General features: G+C 72.4%; 10 protein-coding genes. 7 read left to right on the top strand and 3 right to left on the bottom strand.

Annotation, left to right across the window (positions count from 1 at the left end; translation table 11 throughout):
• Window positions 1-116: 116 nt before the first annotated feature.
• Together UK82_RS24440 and UK82_RS43275 are read left to right on the top strand one after the other, a co-directional pair.
• Window positions 117-1,547, top strand: a complete 1,431-nt coding sequence (locus UK82_RS24440) for an ATP-binding protein (RefSeq protein ID WP_055409563.1) — start codon at window positions 117-119, stop codon at window positions 1,545-1,547.
• A gap of 192 nt (window positions 1,548-1,739) precedes the next feature.
• A complete protein-coding gene (locus UK82_RS43275; protein WP_396230639.1) occupies window positions 1,740-2,513 on the top strand; it encodes a patatin-like phospholipase family protein in 774 nt (257 codons plus the stop codon).
• A gap of 111 nt (window positions 2,514-2,624) precedes the next feature.
• Here UK82_RS43275 and UK82_RS41705 read toward each other — a convergent pair whose 3' ends face one another.
• Window positions 2,625-2,747 (bottom strand): hypothetical protein, encoded by a 123-nt coding sequence (locus UK82_RS41705; RefSeq protein WP_255354353.1) that lies wholly within the window; start codon window positions 2,745-2,747, stop codon window positions 2,625-2,627.
• Window positions 2,748-3,050: 303 nt separating this feature from the next.
• On the opposite strand from UK82_RS41705, the gene UK82_RS24430 reads away from it, so the two are divergent.
• From UK82_RS24430 to UK82_RS24415, 4 genes are all read left to right on the top strand, one after another.
• The gene (locus tag UK82_RS24430; RefSeq protein WP_055409559.1) at window positions 3,051-5,657 is read left to right on the top strand and encodes a DUF4407 domain-containing protein; all 2,607 of its coding nucleotides are present in this window, start codon (window positions 3,051-3,053) and stop codon (window positions 5,655-5,657) included.
• A gap of 150 nt (window positions 5,658-5,807) precedes the next feature.
• On the top strand, window positions 5,808-6,872 hold the full coding sequence (locus UK82_RS24425; protein WP_052681485.1) for a PP2C family serine/threonine-protein phosphatase: 1,065 nt from the start codon (window positions 5,808-5,810) through the stop codon (window positions 6,870-6,872).
• Window positions 6,873-7,045: 173 nt separating this feature from the next.
• Window positions 7,046-7,957, top strand: a complete 912-nt coding sequence (locus UK82_RS24420; RefSeq protein ID WP_044888039.1) for an LLM class F420-dependent oxidoreductase — start codon at window positions 7,046-7,048, stop codon at window positions 7,955-7,957.
• Between the two features lie 375 nt (window positions 7,958-8,332).
• Complete coding sequence (locus tag UK82_RS24415; RefSeq protein ID WP_044888023.1) at window positions 8,333-8,980, top strand: hypothetical protein; 648 nt, start codon at window positions 8,333-8,335, stop codon at window positions 8,978-8,980.
• A 125-nt stretch (window positions 8,981-9,105) separates the two neighbouring features.
• Here the strand turns inward: UK82_RS24415 and UK82_RS24410 are convergent, their stop codons facing one another.
• The gene (locus tag UK82_RS24410; RefSeq protein WP_044888024.1) at window positions 9,106-11,325 is read right to left on the bottom strand and encodes an NADP-dependent isocitrate dehydrogenase; all 2,220 of its coding nucleotides are present in this window, start codon (window positions 11,323-11,325) and stop codon (window positions 9,106-9,108) included.
• Window positions 11,326-11,832: 507 nt separating this feature from the next.
• Here UK82_RS24410 and UK82_RS24400 point away from each other — a divergent pair.
• Complete coding sequence (locus UK82_RS24400; RefSeq protein WP_055409556.1) at window positions 11,833-12,351, top strand: DUF6328 family protein; 519 nt, start codon at window positions 11,833-11,835, stop codon at window positions 12,349-12,351.
• Between the two features lie 175 nt (window positions 12,352-12,526).
• On the opposite strand, the gene UK82_RS24395 is transcribed toward UK82_RS24400, so the two are convergent.
• Complete coding sequence (locus UK82_RS24395) at window positions 12,527-14,665, bottom strand: serine/threonine-protein kinase (protein WP_055409554.1); 2,139 nt, start codon at window positions 14,663-14,665, stop codon at window positions 12,527-12,529.
• Window positions 14,666-14,677: the final 12 nt, after the last annotated feature.

The raw sequence follows: 14,677 nt of genomic DNA, 5'->3' as shown, positions 1-14,677 counted from the left end.
TCGACTTCGTCATCGGCCAGGCAGTCTGACGGCCAACCTTACTGACGAGCCATGTAACTGACGGCAGGTGTAAGTTACAGGAGATGTAAGTTGTGGCCGGCGGAGCTGAGGCAGGCATGGCATTCGTGAATCGCACCGAGGAACTCGCCGCCCTTGATGCGTGGTGGAACTCGAGCGATCCACGGCCCGCGGTGATCTGGGGACGGCGCAGGGTGGGCAAGACCGCGCTGGTACAGCGCTTCGCGGAGGGCCGGCGGTCGGTGTTTCACACCGGGGCCGGCCGGGCGGCCGCCGGGGAGCTGGCGCAGCTGTCCCGTCAGGTGGCGGCCGCCGCGCCCGGGCGCATCCGGGACCTTACCGCCCGTCCCTACATCGACTGGGACGACGCTCTCGACGACCTCGCCACCGCGGCCGAACAGGAGCCGCTTCTCGTCGTCCTGGACGAATTTCCGGAGATTGTCACCACCTCACCCGACCTGCCGGGGATCCTGCGAGCCTTCCTCGACCGGACGATCGGCAGGACCAGGCTGCGGCTACTGTTGTGCGGGTCGGCCGTGCGGCACATGACCGCTCTGCAGGAGGAGCGGGCACCCCTCTACGGCAGGTTTGACCTGTCACTTTCGCTGTATCCGTTCCGTCCGCACGAGGCCGCGCTCATGCTGCCGGGTCTCACCCCGGCGGACCGGGCGCTCGTGTACGGGCTGGTTGGCGGAATGCCGCTCTACCTGTCGTGGTGGGACCAGGATTCCGGCGTCGCCGACAACCTGCTACGGCTGGCCTGCCGGCCCGGGGCGCCCCTGCTCACCGAAGGACAGTTGGTGCTGGCCACCGAGGTGGAGCACGGTGAATTCCCGGCGGCCGTACTGCATGCCATCGCCGCGGATCGCACACAGTACAATGAGATCAAGGACTATATCCGCGCTGAACCGGCCCGCACCCTGGATCGGCTCGTCGAACTACGGCTGGCTGAACGGATGACTCCGGTCACCGACACAGCTCGCAGTCGGCGACGCGTCTACCGAATCGCCGACAATTTCCTGGCCTTCTACCTCGGCGTGCTCTCTCGCTTCCGGGCGGAGATCGAACGCGGCCTGGGAAAGGCACTGCTTCCAGTACTGATCGACAGTCTGGACGATCATCTCGGCGCGCCGTGGGAGGAAGCCTTTCGCGAGCATCTGCGCCGGCTCGCCGTCGGCGGCACACTGGGCCCCGACGTCGTCGCCGTGGGGTCGTACTGGAGTGCCGGCGGCCAGGACGAGATCGACGCGGTCGTGCTCGCGGGCAGGGACAGACGTCCCGTGCTGGTAGGCGAGGCGAAGTGGGCCCGCACGGCCGATGGCCACAGACTCGCGGGCAGACTTCGCCAGAAGGCCCACGCTCTGCGGCCCGCCGCGCCACCGGCCATTCCAGCGGGTTCGGACGGTTCGGAGGGGACGGACGGGACGGACGACCCCGGCTCGGTTCGCCTCTCCCTCTGCGCTCGCGAGGAGGTCCGCGACGCCCCGCCGGGGACCCTGGTGGTCACCGCCGCCGACATCTTCTCCTGACGGAGATCAAGCATCGCGCGACGACGGCCTCCAGGGATCATGTTTCCGCTGTCCACGGCGGCTGTCCACGGCGGCTCTCTACGGCGGCGAGGTGCGTATGGTGATGGGCACGTCGAGACGATGTCCGCGTCCGCCGAGGTGGTGTCTTTCGTGAGCGAGGGGTCCTCGGACGAGCGCCCANGACTTGGCCTGGTGCTCGGTGGCGGGGCCGCCCTGGGTGCCGCGCATGTCGGCGTGCTGGAGGTTTTCGAGCAGGCTGGTATCTCCTGCCCTGTCGTCGTGGGTACCAGCGCAGGCGCGCTGATCGGCGCCGGCTACGCGGCCGGACTGAGTAGTGAGGTACTCACCGCGACGGTCCTGTCCGCGAACTGGGCCGACTTCGCGCAGTTCAACATGCGGCGACGGTGGGGCCTGCTGGACACCTCTCCGCTTGAGCTGAGCGTCGAGAAGCACATCGGTGTGGAGAGGCTGGAGGATCTCGGTCGCCGTTTCGGCGCGCTGGCGTGGGACATCCGGGCCAGTGAGGCGGTCCTGCTGACCGAAGGGCCGTTGAGCAGCGCGTTGCGGGCGTCCAGTGCCGTGCCCGGCCTGTTCCCCCCGGTACGCATTGGACGCCGCCTGCTGGTCGATGGGGCGCTGGCGGACAACGTGCCGGTGTGGGCGGCACGCGCACTGGGAGCTGATCTGGTCATCGCCGTCAGCCTCAACGGTGACACGGACAGCAGGGTGCAGACCGCCGGGCGGATGTTGGAGACGCTGCGTGCCCCGCGCGGCGAGCATGCGGCGGTCAGGCGAGACGAACGTGCGCCGGAGGTGCTGATCCACCCGGCCACGGTCGGGGTTTCGCGTTGGTCACCCAAAGGTGTGCAGGGGCTGATCGCCGCCGGACGCCAGGCCGGCGAAGCTGCGCTGCCTGCCGTCGCCGCGGCGGTCGCAGCCGCCGACATCCCCCAGGGCTCCGGCTAGATCGTGTGAGGTCATAGCCGGGATCAGGTCATAGCCGGGATCAGACAGCTACGCGGGATCAGACAGCTACGCGGAAGCCGATGGTGCCGGCGGGAGCCCGAAACGCCTCGCTCAGCCGATGGGCGCCTCGTACACGAGCAGTTCGGTGCCGGCGGTCTCTTCGCCGTCGTCGGGCGCGGCGAGCAGACGCAGCTTGTCGCCCACCTGCTCCAGGGCGACCGGGTTGCGGGTCACGGCGTGCCCGGCCATTGCACAGGCCGAGTGTGCGGGTCCGTCCTGGCCAGGCGATGGCGCGCAGATGTCCTCAGCCTGTCCGCTTACCCCGCGGCCACTCATCGCGGAGACGGCAGCAGCCGCGCCACGGCACTCCGCCGCAGGACGACCCGGCGAGGACGATGGTCATGGCCGTCGCGACAGCGGTTCCCCAAAACGCCGGCAACACGACTCCGCCTGGCCGTTTGGCCAGCTAGCGTTCGACCTGACGTCATGCCATCGACCGCGCGCGGGGAGCGACGGTGGGCACGGGACGGGGGATCCGTGGACGACGATGTGGCCGAGCCATGGCCGGATGTCGGCTCGTTCGGCGAGGCCGATGAGCCAGCGGCGGCCGCCTGGCCCGAGCATGGCCCGGACCGTGGCTTCGGGGACGGGTCCGGGACGCCCCCGCGCCTCGATCGTCCGGGGCTCGGCCGCCGGGTCGGCGACCTGCTGATCTTCCTTACCGGCACGCCGCCCGGCACGGTCGAGGCGGACGACCGGTCCCGGTTCGTCACGGCCGGCGTGCTGATGCTGCTCACCGCCGGGCTCGCGGTCTACGCGGGCGCGAACGTCGCCGCGCTCGGCTTCCACACCTCGCTGGTCGCGACGCTGCCGTTCGGCCTGGTCTACGCGGCGTTCATCCTCTTCATCGACCGGTCGGTCCTGCTGACGGTCGCCGGCTACCGGGCGCGCCGCAACCGAGTCCGGATCCGCCACGTGAGCGGAACCCACTGGGTGCGGATCCTCATCGCCATCTGCGCCGGGCTCCTGGTCACCGAGTCGATTCTGTTGTCGTTCTTCGCCGACTCGATCGAGCCGAAAAAGGACGAGATCAAGTCCGAGCGCCTGGCCGAGGCGATGGCGAAGTGGGACGCGGGCCGCGCGGCAGAGGACAAGGTGCGCAGCAAGGAGCGGGACGACGCCGTCGCCGCAAAGGAGAAGGCGGACGGCGCGGTGACCGACGCCCAGACCTGGGTGAACTGCCAGCAGGTCGGGGGCACCTACAAGGGTCAGCCGTGTGAGCGCGGCCCGGGCCCCATCTTCCAGCAGGCGCTGGACTCGCTCCAGAAGCGGCAGGGCGAGCAGACGACCGCGCAGGATGCGGTCACGGCCGCACAGAGGAGCCTCACGACGTTCCGAGCCACTCGTGACACCGACCGGGCCACCTACCTGAAGACCGAGACAGCCAAGATCGACGGTGGCGACGACCTGCTGTTGCGCGAGGCCGGATTCTGGCGCCTGACGATGGACGACCACTCGGTGCTCGCCTGGCGGATCATCCTCACCCTGCTGCTTTTCGGTATCGACCTCGCCCCGCTGATGTTCAAGCGGACCCTGGACAGCACCGCGCAGGCCGAGCGGGAACGCAGCGTCCTGTGGGCCCGCCAGCTCGACGGCAAGGCGAACGCCCTGCAGCTGTGGCGCAACCACACCGCGCACCGTGCGAAGGCAAAGGACATCGCCGCCGGGCTCCTCGAGTACTACGAGAAGCGGGCGGTGAACGCCTTCCTGGCCCAGCAGAGGATCGCGGAGGCCCGGCAGGAGGCCGAGGCCGAGCTCGAGCTGATGAGGATCGAGCTGGACAAGGCGGCGAGGCTGCGTGACCTGGCGTACCGCTACCGGATGCCCCTGCCGCCGACCAGGCCGATGCCCACGCCGATCCCGACGATCCCGAAGCCGACACCGCCGCCGGATGACGACGTCCTCGTCGTCCCGATGCCGCCCCCGGAGCCAGGGCCCGACCCCGACCCCGGCCCCGGCCCGGAGCCGGAGCCTTCCCCTGTTCCGATGCCCGGCCCGGACCCTGCCCCGGACCCCGGCCCGGACCCTGCCCCGGATCCCGGGCCGGACCCTGCCCCGGACCCTGGGCCGATCCCCGACACGGTGCCGGAGCAGCCGCTCATCGGTCAGGTGATCAAGAATCGCTGGCGGATCGACCGGCCGCTGAGCAACGCCGATCTGGGTGGCCAGGGGGTGGTCTGGCACGGCACCGACCTGCAGGGCCGCGAGCCGAAGATTGTGATCAAGACGGTCCATGCCGTCGACAGACGGCAGAGCAGCGCGGCGGAGACTCAGCTCGCCAAGGCGCGGGCGCTGCAGCGGGAGATGGACGTCGCGGACGAGATGCCGGGCGGCGCGGGCCGGAATCGGAGGTTCATCGGCGAGATCCTCGACTACGGGACGTTCACCGACAGCGTGCAGGGGCAGCGCTACCTGTTCATCGTCATGCCCGAATACCATCCCGGGAGCTTGGAGCGGCACTGCACGCTCCGGCCGACCCGACCGCTGGGCTGGTGCCTGCGGACGACCGACCAGATCCTCGCGGGAATGGCCGCCGCGGCCGAACGCGGCCTCGTCCACCACGATCTCAAGCCGGCCAACGTCGTCCTCGACGGGGAGACACCGCGGATCATCGACTGGGGGCTGGCCCGGTTCTACCAGCGCACTCCGGGACCATCCGCCCTGCTGCGGATGGGAACCCCGTTCTTCTGCGCACCGGAACAGCTCTCCCACGAGGGTGACTGGTCGACGCCGCTGGCCGACCTGTTCTCGATCGGCGGGATCCTCTATCAGCTTGTCGGCGGCGAGGCGCCGCTCCTGCGGGAGTACCTCGCGGCCGGCGTGAGCGACTTCGACCTGTTCTCCTACTACCAGCTGGCCGAGCGCGTCCGGCCGGTTCGCCTCGACGCGATCCACCGGGAGCTGCCGGCCCCGGTCGCGGACCTCGCCGACCGCTGGCTGTCGTACGACCCCGACCGCCGCGCGGGTCAGGGGGTCGTCCCGAGACGGGCGCTGGAGGCGGCCCGCGCCGACCTCGGCCGCGTCCACGCGGCGGTCCGCAGCGCGCGACAGACGAATCTTCCGGTGGGCCGCGTCGGTCGGTAGCCGCGCCGGGCACACTGGGATCATCCATGCCGACAGGACGCCCCGCCCGCGCCGGCCGGCGCGGGCCCGCGGAGGGAGTACGCCATCAATGCCGTCCTGGTCCTCGTCGCCCTTGGCGTCCTCGCCCTCGGCGCCATCGTCGTTCTTGTCGTGCTGCGCGGCCCGCGGCTGCCGGACGGTCCCGTCGACCTGACCCTGCTACGGCCCGGTCGCCGGCTCCGGACGGCCAGCCGGCCCAGGGCCGCCCTGCCGACGGCCTACCGCCCCGCGCCCCGGACTGACACCGCGACGGACGGCGACGCGGACGGTCACGACGCGGATGGTCACGACGCGGACGGTTCGGCCGCGGACCCCGCCAACCCGTTGCCCGGCGGCCGAAGCCTCGCAACAGCCGATCTGGGTGCCGCTCCCTCGCTCCCGCCGCCCCCGTTCACGTCCCGCGTCCCGCGCGTCCCGCGTGCCCCGGCGGTCAGCCCGGCCGTCACGAAGCCGCTGGCGGTGGCGGTGGCGGAATCCGCCGGCCGGCCGACTCCCGCGCCGTCTGCGCCCGGAGCCGTCGTCGCCGGCGCGGCCACCCGTGCCGGCGGCCGGACGAACGAGGACTTCCACCTCGTCGGCGACAACTTCGCGGGCGTGGCCGACGGTGTCGGCGGCGAGGCGGCTGGGGAAATCGCCTCGGCACTGGCGCTGACGACGATCGCCGCGCTGCGGCCGGCGCGCCAGGTGGACCTGGCCACCGCCCTCGAGCAGGCGGTCCGCGCCGCGAACACGGCGGTGCGTGCGCGGGCCCGGGCCGATGCCCGTCTGGACGGGATGGCAACCACCGTTGACGTGCTGGTCGTCCGTCCGTCCGGCCGCCAGCGGACGGCGGTCGTGGCGCACGTCGGGGACGGGACCATCTGGCACCGTGGCCCGGACACGCCGTGCGCGGTGATCACCCGGCCGCATGCCATCGACGGCGGGCCGCTGCTGCGCGCCGTCGGCCAGACGGACGCGCTCACCGTAGAGACGATCACGGTCTCGCTCGGCGCTCACGACCGGTTCGTGCTCGCCACCGACGGGCTGACCGAAATGCTCACGCCCGAGGGTGTCGCCGCCAGGATCGACGGCATGGGGGCGCTCCCGCCCGCGCAGGCCGCGGCCGCGCTGCTCGCCCTCGCCGAAGCCGCCGGCACCCGCGATGACACCACGGTCGTGGTCGTCGACGTCGGCTGACAAAGCCGGAGTCCGACACCGGTGTCGGGCGGGGACGGCTACCCACAGCCGGATTGTGCGGGCCCGGCTCCCACTGGCGAGGGCCGGGCGGTCGGGCTGGTCGGTGCTTCACTTGGCACAAGCGTCAAGAAAGGGCAGTGTGTGGTGTGGGGCACGTCGAGCGGACGGGCCGGGTGGACGAGGAGAGTGCGTTGCGGTTCGTGTACCAGTATCCCGAGACCAACGGCACCGAGGGTGACCTGCTGGACAGCGGCGACGTCGGCGAGCTCGCCGTCGCCGCCGAGGCCGCCGGTTTCGACGGGTTCGCCTTCACCGAGCATCCGATCCCCGGCGCCCGCTGGCTTGCGTCGGGTGGCCACCAGTCGCTCGACCCGTTCGTCGCGCTCAGCGCCGCGGCCGCCGTCACCACTCGGCTGCGGTTGCTGACCTATCTGGCCGTGGTGCCCTACCGCAACCCGTTCCTCCTGGCGAAGTCCGCCGCGACCCTGGACAAGATCTCCCACGGCCGGCTCACGCTCGGTGTCGGCACCGGTTACCAGAAGGCCGAGTTCTTCGCCCTCGGCGTCGACTTCGACGAGCGCAACGAGCTGTTCGACGAGGCCCTCGAGGTGCTGCCGCTGCACTGGAAGGGTGACCCGTTCAGCTACACCGGCAAGCACTTCTCGGCGCGTGACGTGATCGCCCGGCCCCGGCCGGTGCAGGACCCGATCCCGATCTGGATCGGTGGCAACTCGAAGCTGACGCTGCGCCGGGTCGCGCAGAAGGTCCAGGGCTGGATGCCACTCGGGGGGCCGGCGGAGCTGTTCACCACCACCAGGACCGCTCAGCTCGCGACCACCGAGGCCATGGCCGCGAAGATCCGCGAGCTGCGTGATTTGGCCGGCGAGCGCGGCGCACAGCTCGACATCGCCCCGGCCTACCTCGACGCCACCATCAACCGCCCCGACCAGGAGGCCGACCGCCACCGCGAGGCATTCCAGACCCTCGCCGACGCCGGCGTCACCAACCTGATCATCTCCGCGCCGGGCGGGTCACCGAAGGAGTCGCTCGAGTTCATCGAGGCCTTCGGCGCCACCTACCTCTGAGACGTGCCCTCGTTCCGTCCGGCCCGGCGGGCGGAACGAGCAGCACACCGGCCTTGCCGCGTCGCTTCGCCGCTCTTCTCGCCGCCGTCTCCATGCCGCAGGGGCGCTGGAGGCGGGCGGAGAGTCCTTGATCTGCCGAATTGTGCTGCGCGAGAAGGTCCTTACCGTATGTCCGCGGAGGTGGCGGACCGGTGATCGGCTTAGGGGTGGGCTGCGGTGGACGCGGGAGCATCGGTGTTCGGGCGGGACGATGTGCAGGGGGATCCGCCCGACAGGCTGCCCGCCGGCAGCGCTGGGACAGGGAGCCGAGCGCCGCAGAGGAAGCCCGGGTGGGGGAAGGCGCAGCTCCTGACCGCGCGGGCGAGCAGGCGACAGGTGAGGCGCACCATTGTCGCCGCCGCCGTCTTCACCGTCGGCCTGGCGGGCTGCGGTGGGTCGAATGGTGGCGAAGAGCCGAACGGGCGGCCTGCGGCCCCGCCTTCGGCGACGGCCAGCCTCGCGGCGTCGGGCGACACCTCCGGCCGGGGAACGATCGACGCACGGCAGCCGGCGGCGGTGGCCGCGTCCGCAATCCCCGCGCCCGCCGCGGGGGGCGCAACGCACAGCGCCCCGGCCAGGGGCAGCATCGGTACAGGCAGCGTCGGGGCCGGCAGCGTCGGGGCCGGTACGCCGGTACGCCGGGCCGCCGCCACCCAGCCTGCCCGGATCCCACCGTCTCCGATCCCGGCCGGTAGCGGTGGCGCCGCGCCGCCTCCGGCCGCCGCCGCCGGCACCGGCACCGGCACCGGCACCCCTCAGGGAATCAGCCGGACCTTCTACGGTGCCAACAGTCCGGGCGAGAACCTTCCGCAGCGCACGGCCGGGCCCAACGCGAACTCGGGTGGACCGGGGCTGGTGGTCACCTACCCGCCGGCGTCGCCGTTCGTGGTGCCACAGTGCTACAAACCCGAGCGGTGCCACGGCGACTCCGAGCGGCAGCCGACCCCCGCCCCGTCATCCCCCACGGGGGCGACCACCCGATGAGGCTCGCACCACGCCCTGGGCGTTGATGCGGACGAGCTCATCGCCCGCCTCGTACGGGCGGGCGATGAGCTCGGGCATGTCCGCGGGCCCGGAGGTCCGGGTGCGGTCACTGAGCTGACGGTCGGTCAGCCGAGGAGCGCGAGGGCCTCGTTGAAGCTCTTCGAGGGGCGCATGATCTCGGTGGCCTTGACCGGGTCGGGCTGGTAGTAGCCGCCGATGTCGGCGGGGTTGCCCTGCACGGCGAGCAGCTCCTCGGCGATGGTCTGCTCCTGCTCGGTGAGGGTCTTCGCCAGGGTGGCGAAGGCCTCGGCGAGGGCGGCGTCGTCGGTCTGGGCAGCCAGCTCCTGGGCCCAGTACAGGGACAGGTAGAAGTGGCTGCCGCGGTTGTCGATGCCGCCGACGCGACGGGCGGGCGACTTGTCCTCGTTGAGGAACGTCGCGGTCGCCCGGTCGAGGGTGTCGGCGAGGACCTTCGCCCGGGTGTTGCCGGTGGACAGGGCGAACTGCTCGAAGCTCACCGCGAGCGCGAGGAACTCGCCGAGGCTGTCCCAGCGCAGGTAGTTCTCCTTGACGAGCTGCTGGACGTGCTTGGGCGCGGAGCCGCCGGCGCCGGTCTCGAACAGGCCGCCGCCGTTCATCAGCGGGACCACCGAGAGCATCTTGGCGCTCGTGCCGAGCTCCAGGATGGGGAACAGGTCGGTCAGGTAGTCGCGCAGCACGTTGCCGGTGACGGAGATGGTGTTCTCGCCGCGGCGGATCCGCTCCAGCGAGAACGCGATCGCCTCCTCCGGGGACTTGACGAGGATCTCCAGACCCGTCGTGTCGTGCTCGGGCAGGTAGGCCCGAATCTTCTCGATCAGCCGGGCGTCGTGGGCGCGGGTGGCGTCGAGCCAGAACACCGCCGGGTCGCCGCTGGCGCGGGCGCGGGTGACGGCGAGCTTCACCCAGTCCCGGACCGGGGCGTCCTTGGTCTGGCAGGCGCGGAAGATGTCGCCGGCCCCGACCGCCTGCTCCAGCACGGCCTCGCCGGCGGCGTTGACCACGCGGACGGTGCCGGTGGTCGGGATCTCGAAGGTCTTGTCGTGGCTGCCGTACTCCTCGGCCTTCTGCGCCATGAGGCCGACGTTGGGCACCGAGCCCATCGTCGCCGGGTCGTAGGCGCCATGGGCGCGGCAGTCGTCGAGCACGACCTGGTAGATGCCGGCGTAGCTGGAGTCCGGCAGCACCGCGAGGGTGTCGGCCTCCGCGCCGTCCGGGCCCCACATGTGGCCGGAGGTGCGGATCATCGCGGGCATGGAGGCGTCGACGATGATGTCGCTCGGCACGTGCAGGTTGGTGATCCCGCGGTCGGAGTCGACCATCGCCAGGGCCGGGCCCTCGGCGATCTCGGCCTCGAACGACGCCTTGATCGCCGCGCCGTCGGGCAGGGACGCCAGGCCCTTGAGGATGCCGCCGAGGCCGTCGTTCGGGGACAGCCCGGCGGCGGCGAGCGCCTCGCCGTGGGCGGCGAACGTCTTCGGGAAGAACGCGCGGACCACGTGGCCGAAGATGATCGGGTCGGAGACCTTCATCATCGTGGCCTTCAGGTGCACGGAGAACAGCACGCCCTCCGCCTTCGCCCGGGCGATCTGCGCGGTGAGGAACTCGCGCAGCGCGGCCACCCGCAGGACGGCGGCGTCGACGACCTCGCCGGCGAGCACCGGCAGGGCCGGCAGCAGGACGGTGGTGCTGCCGTCATCACCGGCCAGCTCGATGCGCAGGGTGTCGTCCGCGGGCAGGATCACGGACTTCTCGGTGGAGCGGAAGTCGTCGGCGCCCATGGTGGCGACGTTCGTCTTCGACTCGGAGCTCCACGCGCCCATCCGGTGCGGGTGCGCACGGGCGTAGGCCTTCACCGAGGCGGGGGCGCGACGGTCGGAGTTGCCCTCGCGCAGCACCGGGTTGACGGCGCTGCCCTTGATCTTGTCGTAGCGGGCGCGGATGTCGCGCTCGGCGTCGGTACGCGGGTCGTCGGGGTAGTCCGGCAGCGCGTAGCCCTGCTGCTGCAGCTCGGCGACCGCCGCCTTGAGCTGCGGGATCGACGCCGAGATGTTCGGCAGCTTGATGATGTTCGCCCCGGGGGTCTTCGCCAGCTCACCGAGCTCGGCGAGCGCGTCGTCGATGCGCTGCCCGGGTTCGAGATGCTCGGGGAAGCTGGCGATGATCCGCCCCGCGAGGGAGATGTCGCGGCTCTCCACCGGGACGCCGGCCGTCGCCGCGTACGCCTGCACCACCGGCAGGAACGAGTACGTGGCCAGGGCCGGGGCCTCGTCCGTGTGGGTATAGATGATCGTCGAATCAGTCACCGAGACTCCGCTTCACGTCTACTCCGTCTGGGTATCAACATATGCCGCGCCGGGACCCGCCACCGTGATCACAGCGATGGGTGCGGGCGGGTGCTCGTCGACGGGCCGGCGCCGCAGTGGTCACGATCAGGCCGTGGCCGGGCACGCCATGGCCGGCGCGCAGGTGGAGCGCGTCGATCGAGTTCGAACGCGGAATCGACACCGAGAGGGTCGGCGAGTCGCCGCCGGGATTCTACGGCACCCGGTTCGCTCGGGTGTCGTCCCAGACGGCCGACCTGCGGCATCCCGGCCCCCGATGGCTGCCTTCGTGGCGGTTCGACCGGGCTGACGTCACCTGTGGGTGCCTGTCCCGGGCGACGAGATGAGCACGTGGGCTGCCGATTTCCAGCCCACCACCCGGTGTGAGCTAGTTCACTGGGCGGATGAGTGGACGGCCGTCGCCCGATGGGCCATGCACCCGGTCGGCCGGTTCGTGTGGGGCGGGGTCAGCGGGGTAGATCGTCCGCCATGACCGCCAGCACCGACCCACCCGATCTGCCCGGCCCGGGCCGGCGCGCCGACCAGGAGGACGCGGAGTCCGCGCAGGAGCGACGCAACCGCAACTGGGCCGACATCCTGCAGGAGCTGCGGGTGGCCCAGACGGGCGTGCAGTTGCTGACCGCCTTCCTGCTGGCCCTGCCGTTTCAGAACCGCTTCGCCGACCTCACCGACGATCAGGAGTGGCTCTACCTCGCGATCGTGCTGCTGTCGATCACGGCCACGGGGCTGCTGATCATGCCGGTGAGTCTGCACCGCGCCCTGTTCCGCAGGCGCGAGAAGGAGACGCTGGTCCAGATCGCCAACCGGCTCGCCCAGGTCGGGCTCGCCGTGCTGGCCCTGGCGATCTCCGGGGTGGTCCTGCTGATCTTCGACGTCACCAAGGGCCGGACCACGGCCGTGGTCGCCGCGAGCGCCACCCTGGTCGTCCTGACGGTGCTGTGGGCGGCGATCCCGGCGCTGATCACCCGGGTGGGCACGGCGGACTGACGCCGCCCACCGCCGGCGTTTGCGCAGGTACGGCCGGGACACTGGCGACAATGACGACCGAGGGTGTACGGACGGTCGGAGTCGAGGAGGAGTTCGTCCTCGTCGACCCCGACCGGCACGCGGTGCGCGCCGCCGCGTCGCGGGCGCTCAGAAACCAGGGCTCAGAAACCAGGGCTCAGGGGCCGGGGCGGAACGAGGCGAAGATCGTACGCATCTGGCCGACGGCGGCGTCCCAGCCCTGCTCCGGGACCCGCCAGCGCAGCGCGTAGCCGTGCCCGTTGCGGACCACCCCGAAGTCGAGGACGTGGATGGTCTGCCCGCCGGAGGTGAAGGTGAACTCCCAGATCGCCGCACTGGTCCCGGCGCCGCCGTCCGCGGGGCGGATGGACAGGCGGCGATAGCCGGCGGAGCTCCCGCGGACCGCGGGCTCCTGGTCCTGCCAGGCGCCGATGGCGGACGGGCCCGCCTTCGGCTGCACGTCGATGAACAGATCCGGGTGGCCGGACAGCGCGGTGGTGATCACCCGCCCGTTGCCCCGCTCGGAGATCCGCCAGCCGGCGGGTAGCGCCGCCGACCAGCCGCTACCGTCCCGGTGGAGGGTGTAGCCGTCCGGGGCGTCGGCGGGGTCGGTCGTGTCCGGAATGAGCGCGCCGAGGTTGTCGCCGACCTGCGCCACGGCGGGCGACGCGGTGGACGCCGCGGACGGCGTGGCTGCCGGCGTCGGGCCGGTCGCGGGCGCCGACGTCGCCGTGGCCGGCGTCGCCCCTGCCGTGGCCGTCGCCGAGGCCCGCGGTGCCGGCGACGTGGCGGGGGCGGCCGGCGACGTCGCGGCGGCCGGCGGGGACGCCTGCGAGCCGTCGTCCGCGAGGACCAGGCCGAGCACGATCGCCGTGGCAGCGATCACCACGGCCGCGACGGCGGCGAGCACAGCGATGCGCCGCCGACGCGCCGGCCCGGCCGGATCGCGGCGCGCCGCGGCCGGGTCGACCCCGCCCGCGGCTCCGGACGCAGCGGCCAGACCCGCCGGAACAGCCTGGTCGGGTTCACCGGCGGAACCGGACCGGCCATCCCAGCTCGCTCCGGCATCGAGGCCGCCCGGCCCAGCCAGGCCAGGCTGGTCGGGCGGGCCGGGCGGGCCGGGCGGGCCGGGCGGGCCGGGCGGGCCGGCGGGGGCGGCCAGAGCGGCGGAGGCAGGCTGATCGGCGGGAGCGTGCTGGTCGGCGGGGGCAGGCTGGTCGGCGGGGGTGGATCGGGCGCTCGGGGCAGGCCGGCCTGGCGGCTCGGCTGGCGACCCGGCAGCGGGGGCGGGGGCGCCCACGGCGGGGCCGGGGGCGCCGGCCGCAGCGGGGAGCGCGGCCGGACCCGAGGTCGCCGCCGGCGGCGGAGCCGCGCCATCCAGGCCATCCAGGCCGTTGAGTCCGTCCAGGTCAAGCTGCGGGATCTCCACCAGCGTGCCGTCGAGGGTGTGGTCGGTCTCCTCCAGCCGGTCGGCGATCTCGCGCAGCCGGCCGCGGGCCTCGGCGAGCGACGGGCGCCGCGCCGGGTCGGAGTCGAGCAGCTCGGTGAGGACCCCGCGCAGAGGGCCGCTGTGCTGGAACGGCCGACGCCGGTCCTCCACCACGGCCGCGAGGATGGCCAGCGGCCCCTCGCCCTCGAACGGCGGCACTCCCTCGACGGCCGTGAACAGGGTCGCGCCGAGTCCCCACACGTCCCCGGCGGCGCCGACGCGGGCGCCGCGGGCCCGCTCGGGGGCGATGTAGGCGGGCGACCCGACGAGCGTCCCCGCCTCGGTCAGGGTCGCGTCACCCTCGGTGACGGCGATGCCGAAGTCGGTGAGCCGCGCCTGCCCGTCGACGGTGACGAGGACGTTGCCGGGCTTGACGTCGCGATGCACGACACCACCACGATGCGCGGCCTCCAGGGCGTAGGCGAGGCTGACGCCGATGCGGGCCACCTCCAGTGGCGGCAGCCGGCCGGCGCCGCGGATGAGATCGGCGAGCGAGGTGCCGTCGACGTACTCCATGACGATCCACGTGTGGTCGTCGGCGTCGAGGACGTCGTAGACCGTCACCAGACCGGGGTGACGCAGCCGGGCGGCGGCGCGGGCCTCGCGCAGCACCCGCTCGCTGAGCAGCGCCCGCTCGGCCGGGGACGCGACCGGCGGTCGCCGGACCTCCTTGATGGCCACCCGGCGGCGCAGCAGGGTGTCCTCGCCCTCGCGGACGACGCCGCCGCCGCCGCTACCGAGCACCCGCCCGAGCCGGTAGCGACCGGCGAGCCTACGTTCCTGGCCCGCGGCGCGGTCGGTCGCCATCGCTCGCACTGC

Source organism: Frankia sp. ACN1ag, assembly GCF_001414035.1.
Taxonomy (GTDB): domain Bacteria; phylum Actinomycetota; class Actinomycetes; order Frankiales; family Frankiaceae; genus Frankia; species Frankia torreyi.
The sequence above is the reverse complement of the archived record's forward strand: the minus strand, read 5'-3'. Positions and strand labels throughout refer to the sequence as shown.